Source organism: Actinomadura violacea, from assembly GCF_017573465.1.
Taxonomy (GTDB): domain Bacteria; phylum Actinomycetota; class Actinomycetes; order Streptosporangiales; family Streptosporangiaceae; genus Spirillospora; species Spirillospora violacea.
This window is the reverse complement of sequence record NZ_JAGEPF010000002.1, coordinates 274,690-291,777: the sequence shown is the minus strand read 5'-3', so window position 1 is coordinate 291,777 and position 17,088 is coordinate 274,690. Positions and strand designations below refer to the sequence as shown.

The following is a 17,088-nucleotide window of genomic DNA, read 5'->3' as shown; positions in this document are numbered from 1 at the left end:
GGAAAGGGACGGGCGCCGGCCCGCCGGAGATCGTTCGGCGGGCGTCGAAACGACCGCGTCCTACGCTGCGGCTCATGGAGACCGCAGCCGCCGAGCAGGCCGCTCACATCGCGATCGAGCCCAGCATCCTGTACTTCGGCACGCCGGTGGTGCTGCTGTCGACGGAGAACGAGGACGGGACCCCCAACCTCGCGCCGATGTCGTCGGCGTGGGCGCTCGGCCGCAGCGTCGTGCTGGGGCTGGGCGCGCAGGGGCAGACCGCCCGCAACCTGACGGCGCGCCCCGGGCTGGTGATCAACGTGCCCGGTCCGGAGCAGTGGCGGGCCGTGGAGCGGCTGGCGCCGCTGACGGGCCGCGACCCGGTGCCCGCCGCGAAGGCGGACCGCTTCCGGTTCGAGCCGGACAAGTTCACCGCGTCCGGCCTGCGGCCCAGGGCGTCGGAGACGGTCGGGCCGCCCCGCGTCGCCGAGTGCCCGCTGCAGCTGGAGGCCCACGCCGTGCGGGTGGAGCCGGGCGCCGCCAGCGGCTTCGTCATCGCCGAGGCCGAGGTGCTGCGGGTGCACGCCGATCCGCGCATCGTCGTCCCTGGCACGCAGCACGTGGACCCGGCCGAGTGGAGCCCGCTCATCTACAACTTCCGGCACTACTTCGGCCTCGGCCCGGAGCTCGGCCACAGCTTCCGCACCGAGACCCCGCCCGTCCCGTAGCGCGGCCTCACGCGCAGTTCAGCCGGTAGAGCAGCACGACCACCGGACGACGGCGGCGACCGCAGAGACGATCTACACGGGCGCCGGCGGCGTCGTGTAGAACCGGCAGCGGTCGGTGCCCGCCATCGGCGCCTGTGCTGGACGCTATTCGCCCTGGTCGGCGATCCGGTCGACGTGGTCGACCGTGATCAGCTGGTCCTGCACCAGGTACATGACGCGATAGGGCCCGGCCCGGAGGCGGTGGTACTCACCCCGGACGAAGGCATCAGGGGGATGGGGGTCGTCCGCCAGCAGGTCGATGGCGGCCAGCAGCCGGCGCATGCCGTCCTGGTCGCGCATGAACCGTGCCGCGGACCTCTTGGCCGCAGGCGACCATTCGATCTTCACTCGGCTTCACCGAGAAGGAAGCGCGTGACCTCCTCGTGGGACATCGCTCCCGGCCGGCCCGCCGCCTCCCATTCTTCGAACTCCGCGTACATCGCTTCGGCGTCGGCCTCTTCGATGTCATCGGCCGACGCGCGGCGTTCGAGCGCTTTCATCCGCCTGAGGTCGCGCAGGGGGACCACGGCTGCGGCTTCGCCGCCCAGATGAATGACTTCGTACGGCTCGGTCGTCGCCTCCGCCGGAGTGGGCTCGATCGGTTCTGCGCTCATGGTTCCGGAGCCTACAGCGCCGGAGCGACAGGGCACCGGCGCTGCTCGGACGACGTCGCTTTCGCGAGGGAAGTTCTATTTGCCGTGGTAGATGGGGTCGCGCTTCTCCTTGAAGGCCTTCGAGCCCTCCTTGGCGTCCTCGGTGGTGAAGACGGGCCAGCCGATCTCGTCGGAGACCTTGAGCGCCTCCTCCTCGGGGAGGTGCTCGGTCTCGCGGACGGCGCGGAGGATCGCCTGGACGGACAGCGGGGCGCAGGCGGCGATCCGGTCGGCCATCTCGCGGGCGGCGGCGAGGGCCTGGCCGTCCGGGACGACCTTGTTGATGAGGCCCATCGCGAGGGCCTCCTGCGGGGTGACCTCGCGGGCGGTGAGGAGGATGTCGAGGGCGGCGGCGGTGCCGATCTGGCGGGGGAGGCGGACGGCGGAGCCGCCCATGGGGAACAGGCCGCGCTTGGCCTCGAAGAGGCCGAGGGTGGCGCCCTCTGCGACGACGCGCAGGTCGGTGCCGGCGAGGAGCTCGGTGCCGCCGGCGACGGCGTAGCCCTCGATGGCGCAGATGAGCGGCTTGGTCGGGCGGCCGTCGCGCAGCAGGCCCTTCCAGTGGTAGTCGGTGATCTGCGCGGCGCGCTCCGCGACGCGGGGGTCGGACGGCGGCTGCGACATCGCCTTCAGGTCGGCGCCCGCGCAGAAGGTGCCGTCGGCTCCGGTGAGGATGCCGGCGCGGACCTCGGGGGTGTCGGACATGTAGGCCCAGGCGTCGGCGAGGCCGACGAGCATGGCCGTGCTGAGCGCGTTGCGCGCCTCGGGGCGGTTCATCGTGACGATGACGACGTGGCCGTCCCGCTCGACGGTGCAGTGCTCGGTGCTGATCGGCAGCAGCTCGGCCATGGACATCCTCCTGCGATGGGCAAAACAAGAACAGATTCTAGTTAAGGCGATGCGCTACCGGTAGGGGTTGCCCTGCAAAACGAGAACGTGATCTACTTTGGTCGCCGGGCGCCGCCGGCAGGCGGTGCTCACCGTGATCACTCAAGGGAGATCCGATGGGGTCGTTGGGCTTTTGGCGGTTGGCGCAGGCCGATCCCGAGTGGGTCGCCGCCGTCGATCCGGACGGCACGCAGTACTCCGCGGGCGACCTGCTCGCCCGCGCGAACCGGCTCGTCCACGGGCTCCGCGAGCTCGGCCTCAAGGACGGCGACGGCATCTGCGGGCTCGTCCCGAACGGGGTCGAGGGGCTCGTCCTCTACCTGGCGGCGCTCCAGGCGGGCTGGTACTACACGCCGATCAACTGGCATCTGACCGGCCCGGAGATCGGCTACATCGTCGCCGACAGCGAGGCCAAGGCGTTCTTCGTGCACGAGCGGTACGCCGCCGAGGGCGTGAAGGCCGCCGACGAGGCGGGGCTCGAGGCGTCCCGCCGGTTCGGGTGGGGGAAGGTCGAGGGCTTCCGGCCCTACGCCGAGCTCGTCGACGGGCAGCCGGACACGCTGCCGGACAACCGCAGCGCCGGCGCGACGATGCACTACACGTCCGGGACGACCGGGCGGCCGAAGGGCGTCAAGCGCGCGCTGAACGGGCTCGACCCCGACGACAGCGCAGAGCTGATGACGTTCCTGCTCGGCCTGTTCGGGATGACGCCGGGCAAGCCGGCGACCGGTGAGCACCAGGCGCACCTGATCACCTCGCCGAACTACCACACCGCCGTCACCCAGTTCGGCGGGACGGCGCTGCAGATGGGCCACACCCTCGTCTACATGGACAAGTGGGAGGCCGAGGAGACGCTGAAGCTGATCCAGGAGCACCGGATCAGCAACACCCACATGGTCCCGACGCACTTCAAGCGGCTGCTCGGGCTGCCGGAGGAGGTGCGGGGCAAGTACGACGTGTCGTCGATGAAGTGGGCGATCCACGCGGCGGCGCCGTGCCCCGTCCCGATCAAGCAGCAGATGCTCGACTGGTGGGGCGACTGCATCTGGGAGTACTACGCGGCCACCGAGGGCGGCGGCACGATCGCCAGCCCGCAGGACTGGCGCGCGCACCCCGGCACCGTCGGCAACGCGTGGGCGATCAGCGAGCTGCTCATCGTCGACGACGACGGCAACGAGGTCCCGACCGGGCAGCACGGCACCATCTACATGAAGATGGCCGGCGTCCAGTTCGAGTACAAGGGCGACAAGGAGAAGACGGAGAAGAACCGGCTCCGCGACTTCTTCACGGTCGGCGACATCGGCTACCTGACCGAGGACGGGTTCCTGTTCCTGTCCGACCGCAAGGCCGACATGATCATCTCGGGCGGGGCGAACATCTACCCGGCCGAGATCGAGAACGAGATCACCCTGCACCCCAAGGTCGCGGACGTCGCCGTGTTCGGCATCCCCGACGACGAGTGGGGCGAGCAGATCAAGGCCGTCGTCGAGCCCGCCGAGGGCACCGAGCCCGGGCCGGAGCTGGCCGCGGAGATCCTGGCGTCCCTCGAGGGGCGGCTGGCGAAGATGAAGTGGCCGAAGAGCATCGACTTCATCGAGACCATGCCGCGCGAGCCCAACGGCAAGCTGCTCAAGCGCAAGCTGCGGGACCCGTACTGGAAGGACCGCGACAGTGCCATCTGACACCACGGACATCAACCACGTCGTCGAGTTCCCCGGCGGCTACACCCGCTCGGTCGGCCCGGTGATCGGGCGGTTCCTGAGCGAGCTGCGCGACGGCCGGATGGTCGGCGTCCGCACGGCCGCCGGCCGGGTGCTCGTCCCGCCGTCGGAGCACGACCCGGAGACCGGTGAGGACGTCACCGGCGAGTTCGTCGAGGTCGGCCCCGGCGGGACCGTCACGACCTGGTCGTGGGTGCCGAACCCGGCCAAGGAGCACCCGTTCGACCGGCCGTTCGCGTGGGCGCTGGTCCGCCCCGACGGCGCCGACACGGCGCTGCTGCACGCCCTCGACATGGGCGTCTTCGACACGGGCGCCAAGCCGCCGAAGACGCTGAAGACCGGGATGCGGGTGCGGCCGAAGTACCGCGCGGAGCGCACCGGGACGATCGGCGACATCGAGTGCTTCCTGCCCGAGGTCACGATGATCAACGCGCAGGCGAGCCTGGAGTTCCGGCTGAAGGGCGGGCAGGCGCTCGGCCGGTTCCTCGACGGCATCGCCGAGGGCCGCATCATCGGGCAGCGCTGCCCCGTGTGCGACAAGGTCATCGTCCCGATGAAGGGGTTCTGCACGCGCGACGGCGTGCCGACGACCGAGGAGGTGGAGCTGCCCGACACCGGCACCGTCACCACCTTCGCGGTCAACAACATCCCCGACCCGCGCGCGCCCGAGGTGCCGTTCGTGTCCGGCTACGTCCTGCTGGACGGCGCGGGCCTGACGATGCTGACGCTCATCGCGGGCGTCCCGGCCGACCAGGTCCGGATGGGCATGCGGGTGAAGGCGGCGTGGCGGCCCCGCGAGGAGTGGGACCGGTCGATGGCCAACATCAAGTGGTTCGAGCCGATCGACGAGCCCGACGTCCCCTTCGAAGAGATCAAGGACTTCATGTAATGCGTGATGTCGCAGTCGTCGCGTTCGCACAGAGTCACCACAGCGCCGAGGACCAGGGGCTCGCGGAGACCGAGATGGTCCTGCCGGTGATCACCGAGATCAAGGAGCGGACGGGCCTGTCGCGCTTCGGGTTCACCTGCTCGGGCTCGTGCGACTACCTGCAGGGCGCGCCGTTCGCGTTCGTGTCCGCCCTCGACACCCTCGGCGCGTGGCCGCCGATCTCCGAGAGCCACGTCGAGATGGACGGCGCGTGGGCGCTGTACGAGGCGTGGGTGAAGCTCCAGATCGGCGCGATCGACACCGCGCTGGTGTACGGGTTCGGCAAGTCGTCCCAGGGCGACGTGCGCGCGATCATGACCCAGCAGCTCGACCCGTACCACCTGGCGCCGCTCGGCGTCGACCAGGTGTCGATGGCCGCGATGCAGGCCCGGGCGTACATGGACAAGGCGGGCGCGAAGGAGGACGACCTGCGCGCCGTCGCGGCGCGGTCCCGGGCGTCCGGCCGCGACAACCCGTTCGCGCTGCACCTGCCGGACCCCGACGGCGACGACTACGACGTCGCGCCGCTGCACGGCTACGACGTCGCGCCCGTCACCGACGGCGCGGCGGCGATCGTCCTCGCGGCCGGCGACAAGGCGCGCGAGCTGTGCGAGCGGCCCGCGTGGATCACCGGCATCGACCACCGGACCGAGCCGCACGCCCTCGGCGTGCGCGACCTGACCCGCTCGGAGTCCGCCCGCCTCGCGGGCGAGAGGGCCGGCGCGGCCGGCGTCGAGGTCGCGGAGCTGCACGCCCAGTTCAGCCACGAGGAGCTGATCCTGCGCGAGGCGCTCGGCCTCGGCGACGGCGTGACGGTCAACCCGTCCGGCGGCGCCCTGTCGGCGAACCCGGTGATGGCGGCGGGCCTCATCCGCATCGGCGAGGCCGCGTCCCGCATCCACGACGGGACGGCGTCCCGGGCGCTCGGACACGCCGCGTCCGGCCCCTGCCTGCAGCAGAACCTCGTCTGCGTGATGTCGGGAGAGAAGAACCATGGCTAACCCCTGTGCGGTCATCGGCATCGGGCAGACCCAGTACCGGACCAAGCGGCTGGACGTGTCGATGGCGGGCCTGCTGCGCGAGGCGGCCCGCCGCGCCCTCGACGACGCCGGGCTGACCTGGAAGGACATCGACGCCGTCGTGGTCGGCAAGGCGCCCGACCTGTTCGAGGGCGTGGTGATGCCGGAGGTCTTCCTGGCGGACGCGATCGGCGCGACGGGCAAGCCGCTGATGCGGGTGCACACCGCCGGGTCCGTCGGCGGGTCCACCGCGATCGTCGCGGCGAACCTGATCCAGTCCGGCGTGCACGAGCGGGTCCTCACGATCGCGTGGGAGAAGCAGTCGGAGTCGAACGCGACGTGGGCGCTGACGGTGAACGGGCCGTTCACGACGTCCCTGGTCGTCGGGGCCGGCGGCTACTTCGCGCCGCACATCCGCGCGTACATGGCGCGGTCCGGCGCGCCCGACCACATCGGCACGCTCGTCGCGGTGAAGGACCGGCAGAACGCGCTGCGCAACCCGTACGCGCACCTGAAGATCCCCGGCATCTCCCGCGAGATGGTCGAGTCGACGCCGATGCTGTGGGAGCCGATCCGCTACCTGGAGACGTGCCCGTCGTCCGACGGCGCCTGCGCGATGGTGCTGGCCTCGGAGGACGCGGCGAAGAAGGCGCCGGGCAAGCCGGCGTGGGTGCACGGGACGGCGATGCGGTCGGAGCCGATGCAGTTCGCGGGCCGCGACAGCGTCTCCCCGCAGGGCGGCAAGGACGCGGCGGCGGACGTGTACCGGCAGGCCGGCATCACCGACCCGCGCCGGGAGCTGGACTGCGCCGAGGTGTACGTGCCGTTCTCCTGGTATGAGCCGATGTGGCTGGAGAACCTCGGGTTCTGCGGCGACAACGAGGGCTGGAAGCTCACCGAGTCCGGCGCGACGGCGTTCGACGGGGACATCCCGTGGAACCCGTCGGGCGGGGTGCTGTCGTCCAACCCGATCGGCGCGTCCGGGATGATCCGGTTCGCGGAGGCGGCGCTGCAGGTCCGCGGGCAGGCGGGCGACCACCAGGTGGACGGGGCGCGGCGCGCGCTCGGCCACGCCTACGGCGGCGGCGCCCAGTTCTTCGCGGTGTGGGTCGTCGGCAGCGACAAGCCGTAGATCCTCGCGTTTCCCAGCTCCCCTGTTCCCCGTTTTCTAGGCGCGACTACCCCTCCGGAGGACGTCCGATGGAGTACAACCACGCTGACCTGTTCGAAGGAGTCGCGGACGCGATCGGGGACCGGGTCGCGCTGGTCTGCGGCGACCGGCGGCTCACCTACGCCGAGCTGGACGAGCACGCCAACCGGCTCGCGCACCATCTGGAGTCGGCGGGCGTGCGGCCCGGGCAGCACGTCGCGATGCAGCTGTACAACGGCGTCGAGTACGCCGCGGCGCTGCTGGCGGCGCTGAAGATCCGGGCCGTGCCGATCAACGTGAACTACCGGTACGTGGAGAACGAGCTCCTGTACGTCTACAAGGACTCCGACAGCGTCGCGCTGCTGTACGACGTGGAGTTCGAGGACCGGGTCGCCGCGACGGTCCCGGAGGCGCCGGAGCTGCGGCACCTGATCGCCGTGGGGGGCGCGCCGTCGATCGACGGCGCCGTCCCCTACGACGAGGCGCTGGCGGCGCAGCCGGGGACGCGCGGGTTCCCGGCCCGCTCGGCCGACGACACCTACATCATCTACACGGGCGGGACCACGGGGATGCCGAAGGGCGTCATGTGGTCGACCGAGCAGATGCTGCTGGCGTTCTGGAACCCGACGTTCCCGCGTCCGGGCAAGCCGGAGGACGTCGTCGCGATGGCCGCGGGCGGCGGTCCGATGATCATGATGCCGATCGCGCCGCTGATGCACGGCGCCGCGCAGATGGCCACGTGGATCGCCTGGTTCATGGGCGCCACGCTCGTCTACGCGCGCAAGTTCGAGGCGGCGGAGATCTGGCGGACGATCGAGCGGGAGAAGGTCAACTCGCTGACGATCACCGGCGACGCGATGGCGATCCCGATGGCCGAGGAGCTGGGGCGCGGCGGGTACGACACCTCGTCGCTGCTGGCGTTCGTGTCGACGGGCGCGATCCTGACCGGGACGGTCCGCGACCGGATCCAGAAGCTGCTGCCGAACACGATGATCCTGGACCGGTTCGGGTCGACGGAGTCGGGTTCGACGGCGGAGGCGACGGCGGGCTCCACGCCGGAGAAGGGCCTGAAGTTCGCGCCGGACGTGGAGAACGTGACGGTGCTGGACGACGCGCTCCAGCCGGTGAAGCCGGGTTCCGGGGTGATCGGGCAGGTCGCGCGCACCGGCTATATCGCGCACGGCTACTACAACGACCCGGAGAAGACGGCCCGGACGTTCCCGGTCGTCGACGGGACGCGCTGGCTGCTCACCGGCGACATCGCGACCGTCGAGGAGGACGGGACGATCGCCGTCTACGGGCGGGGGTCGCAGGCCATCAACACCGGCGGGGAGAAGGTGTTCCCGGAGGAGGTCGAGGCCGTCCTCAAGGGGCATCCGGGCGTGTACGACGCGGTGGTGACGAGCGTTCCGGACGAGCGGTGGGGCAACCGGGTCGCGGCGGTGATCCAGCCGTCGGGCGAGCGGCCTTCGGCCGAGGAGCTGGACGCGCACTGCCGGCGGGAGCTGTCGGGGTACAAGGTGCCGCGGGTGTACGCGTTCGTCCCGGAGATGAAGCGGTCCCCGGCGGGGAAGGCGGACTACCGGTGGGCGAAGCAGGTCGCCGGGGAGGCCGACGAGGGCTGAGCAGGACCGGCGGGCGAGCCGGTCTTGCGGGCGAAGGGGCCGGATAGGGGGCGGCCCCGAACCTTCGTGGGATCCGGGGCCAGGAGCGGACCGCTTGTTTAGTGGTCCTAACAAAAGCCAGTTTAGTGGCGATCCGTTCCGCCCCGTCCCGCGGCCGGTGTCTCGTGCGACACAGCCGGGCCGCCCCCCGGCTGTGCCGGTTCCTGCCGCGGCGCGGATGTCGGTTCCCGTCGCGGCGCGTGTGTCGGTTCCGGCCGCGGCGCACTAGACTGAGCCTCTCTATTTCAGAGAAAAGAACGAGGGGTGGGGCGTGGCGATCCCGGACCGCGAGCGGATGATGGCGGAACTGCAGGCGGGGATGCAGCGCTCCACGATGTTCACCGTGCTGCTGCACCACGCGACCGCGAGCAAGGCGGGGATGAACGTCACCGACGCGCAGTGCGTCAACGCGCTCACCCTGGACGGCCCGCAGACCCCCGGCCGGCTCGCCGAGCTGATGGGCATCACCACCGGCGGCGCCATCACCGCCGTGATCGACCGGCTGGAGAAGGCCGGCTACGTCAAGCGCACCCGCGACCCCGACGACCGCCGCCGCGTGATCGTCGAGCTCGTCCCGGAGAACGTCGCCCGGTTCGGCGAGTACTTCGAGCCCATCGCCCGCGTCTTCCGCGAGCGCCTCGCGACCTACAGCGACGAGCAGATCGCCGTCCTCCTCGACTGGATCGGCGCCAACAACGCCGCGATGCCCGGCGTGATCGAGCAGGTCCGCAACCTGCCCTGACCGGCTAGACCGCGGTGAGGCGGCCGCGCAGCAGGTCCATCAGGGTGGCGTGGACGTCGGCGAAGGAGCGGTCCGGGTCGAGCGCGCGCCAGTCGAGCGCGACGGTCAGCACCATGCCGAACACCGCGGACGCGGCGGTGCCGGTGTCGAGGTCCGCGCGCAGGTCGCCGGCCTCGACCGCGCCGCGCAGCACGTCCGCGACGACCCCGATGGCGCGCTCCCGGATGAGCCGGGCGGTGTGCTGCCAGTCGCCGCCCGACCGCCACGTCTCGGCGATCAGCAGCCGCGCGAACGACTCGTGCTCGCCGATGAACGCCAGCTCCGCGCTGACCACCGCCTCCAGCGCGTCCAGCGGCGGGCGGCCGGACGCGGCGTCGCGCAGCGCGCCCGCGAGCCGGTCGACCCCGTACTCCAGCAGCGCCGAGAACAGCGCCGCCTTGCTGCCGAAGTTGTAGTAGACGGTGCCCTTGGCGACGCCGGCCCGGTCGGCGATCTGGTCGACGGTGGTGGCGGCGAGCCCGCTCTCGGCGATCAGCTCGATCGCCGCGGTGAACAGCTTCTCCCGGGTCGCGCTGCGCGCCACGTCCCTGCCTCCCACGATCGGGCCTTCTAGAGCTTCAGCGCCGGGTGCAGGCGTTTCATCGTCCACACCCGGTTGTGCCGGACGGCCAGGGCGGTGAGCGCGAGCCCGCCGGCCAGGAACGCGACCAGCACCGCACAACCCTGCCATACCGGGGTCAGGTCGCCGCCACCGATCAGGTGCCGGACGGCGTCCACGACCCACGGCATCGGCAGCCACGGACGGATCGCCTGGAAGAAGCCGGGGCTCGTCTCGATCGGGTAGGTGCCGGCGGCGGAGGTGAGCTGCAGCATCAGCAGCGCGAGCGCGATGATCCGGCCGATCGGCCCGAACCGGGCGTTCACCCACTGGATCACGGCGAGGAACGCGGCGGACGCCAGCATCAGGAACGCGGTGAGCCCGGCCCAGTGCTCGGCGCGCAGCCCGAGTGCGACGTGCAGGACGGCCAGCACGACGCCGGCCTGCGCGGCGCCGACCGCGGCGGCGGGCAGCCACCCGGCGAGCGCGACGCGGCGGCCGGGCGCGGTGCCCGCGAGCGCGCGCGGGTTCAGCGGCCGCAGCAGCATGTAGATGATCATCCCGCCGACCCACAGCGACAGCGGCACGAAGAACGGCGCGAAGCCGGTGCCGTAGTTCGGCGCCTTGTTGTCCGTCGAGGACGCCAGCCGGACGGGGTTGCTCATCATGTCGTCGCGGGCGTTGCGCTCACCGTCGCTGTAGGACGGGATCTGCGCGACGCCGTCGTTCAGGCCGCTCGCGAGCCGCTGGTTGCCGTCGGAGATCTGCGCGAGGGCGGTCTCCAGCGTGACCGCGCCGCCGGACAGCCGCCCGAGCCCGGTCTCCAGCTGCCCAGCGCCGCCCGACAGGGTGCCGAGACCGCTCGTGAGCTGCGACGATCCGGACAGCAGCTGCCCGGCGCCCGCGTTGACCTGCTTGGTCCCGGCGTTGAGGCGGTCGACGTCGCGGCGCGCGTTCTCGACCTTCGCGGCGAGTGTCGGCGCGTCCTTGGCGAGTTCGCGCGCGGCGGTCCCGACCGTCCGGGCGTCGGCGGCGACCTTGCGCAGGTCGCCGGTGTGGTCGCGGATGTAGCCGTCCACCTGCCGGGCGACGGTGACGACCTGCGCGGCGGCCCGGGTCAGGTCCTGCCGGACGTTCGCCGGGACCTCGGGGTGCGCGGCGAGGTAGGTCTTCAGCTCGGCCTGCGCGTTCTCGGCCTGCTTCACGGCGGCGCCGGTCTGCCGGGGCAGCCGCCCGGCGCCGTCGGCGAGGACGTCCGCGCCCTGCGCGACGAGCAGCGCCGCCTGCTTGATCTCCGGTGCGCGGTCGCGCAGCAGCGGGACGAGGGTGTCGCCCGCCTTGTCGACGGTGGTGGTCAGCTGCTGCATCCCGGCCGCGACCTGCCCGGTCCCGGTGCGCAGGTCGTCGAGCCCGGAGGTGAGCCGTCCGCTGCCGGAGCGGGCCTCGTCGATGCCGCCCTTGAGCCTTCCGGCGCCGGCCTTCGCGTCGCCCGCGCCCTTCGCGAGCTTCCCGGCGCCGTCGTGCGCCTGCCCGGACCCGCTCGCGAGCTCGTCCGCCCCCTCGGCCGCCTTGCCGAGCCTGGTGTGGAGCTTGTCGAACGACAGGAAGATCTGGTCGAGGTAGCCGTGCACGGCGTTCCCGCTCGCGGCGGCGCTGATCTCCTTGAACGCGGCCTGCGCGAGCGTCCCGACGACGTAGTTGTTCGCGTCGTTCATCTGGAGCCGCAGCCCGGCCGCCGTCGGCGTCCCGTTCCCGGACGGCGAGGCGATGCGCGCGCTGAAGTCCGCCGGGATCGTCAGCGACATGTAGTACTTCCCGGACCGGACGCCCTTCGCGGCCTTCTCCGCCGAGACGGTCTTCCAGTCGAAGACCTCCCGCTTCTTCAGCTCGCCGGCGAGGTCGGCGCCCGCGTGCACGGTCTCGCCGCCGGCCTTCGCGGGCCGGTCCTCGACGACGAGCGCCACCGGCACGTGCCGGAGCCGGGCGTACGGGTCCCAGAAAGACCAGAGGTAGAGACCTGCATACAGCAGCGGCAGCAGGACGAGTCCGGCGAGCGCGATGCGCGTCAGCCGGTTCCGGGCGAACCGGCGCAGTTCCAGACCGCCCGGCGTCAGTGCGGGAAGCCTCATCGGGGGGATCTCCCTGTTTCTGAAGCGGTGTGGGCTAGGGGAGCCGGACGGCCCGGGCGAGGCCCTCGGCCGGGCCCGGGTCGTGGCAGGTGGCGATGACGGTGACGCCGGAGTCGGCGATGGCGCAAAGCCGCCGCCAGAGCGCGCGCTGCCGGTCGGCGGGCAGGCCTTCGTCGATGTCGTCGAGCAGCAGGAGGCGGGGGTCGCCGACGAGCGCGAGCGCGGCGCCGAGCAGTTGCGCCTCCTCGGGGGCGAGGTCTTCGGCGAGCGTGCGGGGGTCCGTCTTCAGGCCGGCGCGGTCGAGGGCGGCGCGCATCCGGGCGTCCCGGCCGCGGAACCGGCCGAGGATCCCCTCGTGGAGCGCGAGCGCCTCCCGCACGTTCTCCCGGACGGTCAGTGCCGGATCGAGGTCGGTCACGCCGGGGACGATCCCGAGCGCCGCGATCCGCTGGACGGCCCGCAGGTCGTCCAAGGCGAGCCCGCCGACGGTGCCGGTGCCGCCGGTCGGCTTCATGCGGCCGCCGAGGGCCAGCAGGAGCGCGGTGCGCCCGGATCCGGCGATGCCGCTCACCGCGGCGAGGCCGCCGGCGGGGACGTCCAGGTCGACGTCCCGGAACACCCACCCGCGGGCCCCGCGCAGCGACAGCCCGCGGGTGCGGACGGCCGCCCCTTCGGTGCGCGCGGCGCGGGGGGCTCCGGCTCCGGGACGGCCCCCGCCAGTCCCGGAGCCGCGGGAGGGTCCAGAGACGGCCGCGGCGGTCCCCCCGGCCGCGGCGACCGCCCCTGGAGTCTCGGATGCCATCGGTACCTCCGCGGAGCGTTTTTGCACTGACTGGTCAGTACAAAGATAGCTCTGCCGGGAAACCGAACACACCCGACGAATCGGTGACATCAGACACGTGACCGCTCCGCCGCAGGCCACACGGGTGGTGGACGGTGACCTCGGTCACACCGGGCACCGGGCGTCCGGCTCTATTGGACGGGCCGTCTGATCTGCCAGACTTCGGGCATGACCGACTCGCCGCGCGCCGCCCGCCGTCTCGCCGCCCTCATGGCGGGGATGGGCACCGCCCACCTGATCGCCCCGAAGCCGTTCGACGCGCTCATCCCGAAGCAGCTGCCCGGCAGCGCCCGGACCTGGACCTACGCCAGCGGCGTCGCGGAACTCGCGTGCGCCGCGGCCGTCGCGCTCCCGCGCACCCGGCGCACCGGCGCGCTCGCCACCGCGGGGCTCATGGCCGCGGTGTTCCCCGCCAACATCAAGATGGCCCATGACTGGCGCGGCAAGCCCCTCCCGCTCCGCGCCGCCGCCTACGGCCGCCTGCCCTTCCAGGCCCCCCTCATCGCCTGGGCCCTGCACGTCTCGCGCAAGGCGCGCTGAGCGCCCGGTCCGGGTCGCCCCGGCGCGCCGCGAATGAGATCATTTCGGTCTTCCTGAAAGCGGGCGTGGAGGCCGAACGTGGAACCAGTGCGTCCGGAGGACCCGGCGCGGATCGGCGGGTACCCGGTGCTCGCGCGCATCGGCGCGGGCGGCATGGGGCAGGTCTATCTCGGCGTCACCGGCGGCGCGCGGCACATCGCGCTCAAGGTGATCCGGGACGGCTTCGAGAACCCGGAGGCGCTCGCCCGGTTCCGCCGCGAGGTCGCGACCGTCGAGCGGGTGCGGAGCCGGTTCGCCGCCGCGATGGTCGGCGCCGGGCTCGACGCGCCGCCGTACTGGCTGGCGACCGAGTACGTTCCCGGCCCGACCCTGCGGCAGGCCGTGGCACTGCACGGGCCGCTGCCGCCCGACACCTGCCTGCGGCTGCTGTCGGCGCTGGCGTGGGGACTGCTGGACATCCACCGGCAGGGCGTGCAGCACCGCGACCTCAAGCCCGGCAACGTGATCCTCGCGCCGGACGGCCCGCGGCTGATCGACTTCGGCATCGCGCGCGGTGAGGACCAGACGCAGATCACCCGGACCGGCGCGTGGAACGGCACCCCCGGCTACGTGGCGCCCGAGGTGGTGCGCGAGCAGAGCCCCCTCCCGGCGTCCGACGTCTTCTCGCTCGCCGGGACGATCGCCTATGCCGCGACCGGACGGCCCCCGTTCGGCGGCGGCCGGATCGAGGCGATCATCCACCGGACGCTGAGCGGCGAGATCGACCTCGACGGCGCCGACCCGCGCGTCGCCGAGCTCGTCGAGGCGTGCGCCCGCAAGGAACCGGGCGAGCGGATCACGCTGGACCGGCTCGCCGAGCTGACCGCGGCCGCCGGCGCGCTCGCCGAGGACCCCGCGTACCGGCGGCTGGCCGGCGCGCCACCGGCGCTGCCCGTGACGGTCGCGCAGGCCGCCGCGGCCGGGCTCGTCCCGCCGGACCGGGCGCGGGCCCCGGGCCTGCTCGGCGGGCGCCGCCGCGCCGCCGCCCTCGCGGCGGGGGCCGGGGTCGTCGCCGTCGTGCTGGCGGGTGCGCTCGCCGCCCGCTACGCCTTCGACGGCGGGGACGGGGGCGGGGGCGGGCCGTCCGCCACCCGCTCCGGCGGGGCCGCCGCCGCGAAGACGGGCGGCACGACCGCGGGCGGCGCGCCGACCGGTTCGAGCCCCGGCGCGGGCGGCTCGACGCGTTCACCGGCCGCCGGCGCGACCCGTACCGGCGGACCGCCCGACAACGTCCTGGTGAAGCAGCCGACGGACGACTTCGGGAGCCTCGCCTGGACCAAGGCGAACAGCAACTGCCTGCCCGCCATACGCCCGGAGAACGGGAACCTCGCGACCCAGATGCAGACCTCGGCCCCGCGCGTGCCCTACGGCGGCAAGAACGTCGAGCTCGGGGTCCGCTTCAAGTTCGCGGGGCCGGCGCATTACTACCTCGCGGTCCAGATGCGCCCGCCTGCGGGGATGGGCGGCAACATGGTCACGGGCGTCGTCAACAGCAAACCGCGGCCGTATCCGGGCGGCAGCGGATGGCTCTACGTGCACTACCCCGCCGACTTCAAGTGGAGCGGCGCGGGCGGCGAGGCGTTCGCCCTGGCGAAGGGCGACTGGACCGCGATCTGGCTGCACGTCAAACCGAACGGCGACGCCTACTACATGGGCTGCGACGGCTTCACGGTGAAGTGAGCGGGCCCGGCGGGCGCCGATCCCCGCCCACGGACTGCGTGCCGGTGCCGCCCTCGCCCGGCCGGGGGAGGGCGGCACGCCGCGGGTCAGCGGACGGCGATCATGGCGGAGCCGTGGCCGAACAGCCCCTGGTTCACCGCGATGCCCGCGCGGGCGCCCTCGACCTGGCGGCCTTCGGCCTGCCCGCGCAGCTGCCAGGTCATCTCGCAGACCTGCGCGATCGCCTGCGCCGGGATCGCCTCGCCGAAGCTCGCGAGCCCGCCGCTCGGGTTCACCGGAATCCGGCCGCCGAGCGCCGTCGCGCCGGAGCGCAGCAGCTCCTCGGCGCCGCCGACCTCGCACAGCCCGATGTCCTCGTACCAGTCGAGCTCCAGGGCCGTGGACAGGTCGTAGACCTCGGCGAGCGACAGCTCGTCCGGGCCGATGCCGGCCTCCTCGTAGGCGGCGTGCGCGAGCGAGGCCCGGAACGGGCGCTCCGGCTCGGGCACGGCGAGCGCCGAGTCGGTGGCGAAGTCGGGCAGGTCGACGACGGTCTTGGGGAACGTCGGCGTCACGGTCGACAGGCCGGACAGCCGCACCGGGTCGGCGATGCCGTGCTCGCGCGCGAAGTCCATCGAGGTCAGCATCAGCGCGGCGCCGCCGTCGCTGGTCGCGCAGATGTCCAGCAGCCGCAGCGGGTCGGCGACGACGGCGGACTCGCGGACGTCCTCCAGCGTCACCTCCTTGCGGTACCGGGCGTTGGGATTGGCGAGCCCGTGCCGGGCGTTCTTCACCTTCACGGCGGCGAAGTCGTCCAGCGTCGCGCCGTACATCGCCATGCGGCGGCGCGCGTACAGCGCGAAGTAGATCGGGTTGGTGGCGCCGAGGAGGCGGAACCGCAGCCAGTCCGGGTCATCGGGGCGGTCGCCGCCGACGGGCTTGAAGAAGCCCTTCGGCGCCGCGTCCGCGCCGACCACGAGCGCCACGTCGCACAGCCCGGCGAGGATCTGCGCGCGCGCCGTCGCGATGGCCTGCGCGCCGGACGCGCACGCCGCGTAGCAGCTGGACACCCGCGCGCCGTTCCAGCCGAGCGCTTGCGCGAACGTCGCGCCGGAGACGAACCCCGGGTAGCCGTTGCGGATGGTGTCGGCGCCCGCCACGTACTGGACGTCCGGCCAGGCCAGCCCGGCGTCGGCCAGCGCGGCGCGGGCCGCGGCGAGGCCGTACTCGACGAAGTTGCGCCCCCACTTGCCCCACGGGTGCATGCCCGCGCCGAGGACGGCGATGTCGCGACTCACTTGACGGGCCTCCACATCCAGACGGTGTACTCGGCCTCGTCGTCCTCGTACAGGACGCCCTCGGTCAGCTCGACCTCCATGCCGACCTCGAGGTCGTCGACGGTGTGGCCCGGCGCGACCTGCCCGAGCACGACCATCTTCTCGGCGTCGAGCTCGACGGCCGCGACGGTGTACGGGACGAACGGGTCCGGCGAGACGTACGGGGCCGGCGGCTTGTAGCGCGAGTCGGCGTAGGACCAGATGCGCCCGCGCGCGGAGAGCGCGTACTCGGCCAGCTCGGAGCCGTCCTTGGGGCCGGTGCAGTGCGGGTTGCGGCAGGCCAGCTCGTTGCGCGGGAAGTAGGGCGTCCCGCAGGACGAGCAGCGCGTGCCGAGCAGCCGCACGTCGCCGCTCTCGGTGGTGAACCAGCCTTCGACGGCCGGAAGGCGTTTCTTGGCGGTGGTCGTCACGCTGGCAGAGTAACAACCAAACGT

At 72.7% G+C, this 17,088-nt stretch carries 17 protein-coding genes; 9 read left to right on the top strand and 8 right to left on the bottom strand.

The window, feature by feature from the left end; all coding sequences use genetic code 11:
- Window positions 1–74 precede the first annotated feature (74 nt).
- Window positions 75–707, top strand: a complete 633-nt coding sequence (locus J4709_RS03760) for a flavin reductase family protein (RefSeq protein WP_208236861.1) — start codon at window positions 75–77, stop codon at window positions 705–707.
- Window positions 708–851: 144 nt separating this feature from the next.
- Here J4709_RS03760 and J4709_RS03755 read toward each other — a convergent pair whose 3' ends face one another.
- The 3 genes from J4709_RS03755 to J4709_RS03745 all read right to left on the bottom strand — a co-directional run bounded on the left by J4709_RS03755 (window position 852) and on the right by J4709_RS03745 (window position 2,248).
- On the bottom strand, window positions 852–1,094 hold the full coding sequence (locus J4709_RS03755; protein ID WP_208236858.1) for a type II toxin-antitoxin system RelE family toxin: 243 nt from the start codon (window positions 1,092–1,094) through the stop codon (window positions 852–854).
- Complete coding sequence (locus J4709_RS03750; RefSeq protein ID WP_208236856.1) at window positions 1,091–1,360, bottom strand: hypothetical protein; 270 nt, start codon at window positions 1,358–1,360, stop codon at window positions 1,091–1,093. The genes J4709_RS03755 and J4709_RS03750 overlap by 4 nt, the downstream gene beginning before the upstream one ends.
- A 75-nt stretch (window positions 1,361–1,435) precedes the next feature.
- Entirely contained in the window at window positions 1,436–2,248 is an 813-nt protein-coding gene (locus tag J4709_RS03745) for a crotonase/enoyl-CoA hydratase family protein (protein ID WP_208236854.1), read from the bottom strand.
- Window positions 2,249–2,403: 155 nt separating this feature from the next.
- Between J4709_RS03745 and J4709_RS03740 the strand changes: the two genes are divergently transcribed.
- The 6 genes from J4709_RS03740 (at window position 2,404) to J4709_RS03715 (ending at window position 9,511) form a co-directional block, all read left to right on the top strand.
- The gene (locus J4709_RS03740; protein ID WP_208236852.1) at window positions 2,404–3,969 is read left to right on the top strand and encodes an acyl-CoA synthetase; all 1,566 of its coding nucleotides are present in this window, start codon (window positions 2,404–2,406) and stop codon (window positions 3,967–3,969) included.
- Window positions 3,959–4,897, top strand: coding sequence for a Zn-ribbon domain-containing OB-fold protein (locus J4709_RS03735; protein ID WP_307800920.1), 939 nt, complete (start codon window positions 3,959–3,961; stop codon window positions 4,895–4,897). The genes J4709_RS03740 and J4709_RS03735 overlap by 11 nt, the downstream gene beginning before the upstream one ends.
- Window positions 4,897–5,937, top strand: a complete 1,041-nt coding sequence (locus J4709_RS03730) for a thiolase family protein (protein WP_208236850.1) — start codon at window positions 4,897–4,899, stop codon at window positions 5,935–5,937. The genes J4709_RS03735 and J4709_RS03730 overlap by 1 nt, the downstream gene beginning before the upstream one ends.
- The gene (locus J4709_RS03725; RefSeq protein WP_208236848.1) at window positions 5,930–7,087 is read left to right on the top strand and encodes a thiolase family protein; all 1,158 of its coding nucleotides are present in this window, start codon (window positions 5,930–5,932) and stop codon (window positions 7,085–7,087) included. The genes J4709_RS03730 and J4709_RS03725 overlap by 8 nt, the downstream gene beginning before the upstream one ends.
- Before the next feature lie 68 nt (window positions 7,088–7,155).
- Window positions 7,156–8,730, top strand: a complete 1,575-nt coding sequence (locus J4709_RS03720; RefSeq protein ID WP_208236846.1) for an acyl-CoA synthetase — start codon at window positions 7,156–7,158, stop codon at window positions 8,728–8,730.
- A gap of 310 nt (window positions 8,731–9,040) precedes the next feature.
- Window positions 9,041–9,511 (top strand): MarR family winged helix-turn-helix transcriptional regulator, encoded by a 471-nt coding sequence (locus J4709_RS03715; RefSeq protein ID WP_208236844.1) that lies wholly within the window; start codon window positions 9,041–9,043, stop codon window positions 9,509–9,511.
- Window positions 9,512–9,515: 4 nt separating this feature from the next.
- Here the strand turns inward: J4709_RS03715 and J4709_RS03710 are convergent, their stop codons facing one another.
- From J4709_RS03710 to J4709_RS03700, 3 genes are read right to left on the bottom strand one after another with little or no spacing between them, the layout of a single operon-like run.
- Window positions 9,516–10,094, bottom strand: a complete 579-nt coding sequence (locus J4709_RS03710; protein WP_208237160.1) for a TetR/AcrR family transcriptional regulator — start codon at window positions 10,092–10,094, stop codon at window positions 9,516–9,518.
- Between the two features lie 26 nt (window positions 10,095–10,120).
- Window positions 10,121–12,238 carry a YhgE/Pip domain-containing protein gene (locus J4709_RS03705; protein WP_208236842.1) on the bottom strand — a complete coding sequence of 706 codons (2,118 nt, stop codon included), beginning with the start codon at window positions 12,236–12,238 and terminating at the stop codon, window positions 10,121–10,123.
- 34 nt (window positions 12,239–12,272) lie between these two features.
- Window positions 12,273–13,040, bottom strand: a complete 768-nt coding sequence (locus J4709_RS03700) for an ATP-binding cassette domain-containing protein (protein WP_232382898.1) — start codon at window positions 13,038–13,040, stop codon at window positions 12,273–12,275.
- Between the two features lie 207 nt (window positions 13,041–13,247).
- On the opposite strand from J4709_RS03700, the gene J4709_RS03695 reads away from it, so the two are divergent.
- Together J4709_RS03695 and J4709_RS03690 are read left to right on the top strand one after the other, a co-directional pair.
- Window positions 13,248–13,619 carry a DoxX family protein gene (locus J4709_RS03695; RefSeq protein WP_208236840.1) on the top strand — a complete coding sequence of 124 codons (372 nt, stop codon included), beginning with the start codon at window positions 13,248–13,250 and terminating at the stop codon, window positions 13,617–13,619.
- A 78-nt stretch (window positions 13,620–13,697) separates the two neighbouring features.
- Complete coding sequence (locus J4709_RS03690) at window positions 13,698–15,338, top strand: serine/threonine-protein kinase (protein WP_208236838.1); 1,641 nt, start codon at window positions 13,698–13,700, stop codon at window positions 15,336–15,338.
- An 86-nt stretch (window positions 15,339–15,424) separates the two neighbouring features.
- Here the strand turns inward: J4709_RS03690 and J4709_RS03685 are convergent, their stop codons facing one another.
- Window positions 15,425–16,582, bottom strand: a complete 1,158-nt coding sequence (locus J4709_RS03685) for a lipid-transfer protein (RefSeq protein ID WP_232382963.1) — start codon at window positions 16,580–16,582, stop codon at window positions 15,425–15,427.
- Between the two features lie 29 nt (window positions 16,583–16,611).
- On the bottom strand, window positions 16,612–17,064 hold the full coding sequence (locus J4709_RS03680; RefSeq protein WP_173098892.1) for a Zn-ribbon domain-containing OB-fold protein: 453 nt from the start codon (window positions 17,062–17,064) through the stop codon (window positions 16,612–16,614).
- Window positions 17,065–17,088 lie beyond the last annotated feature (24 nt).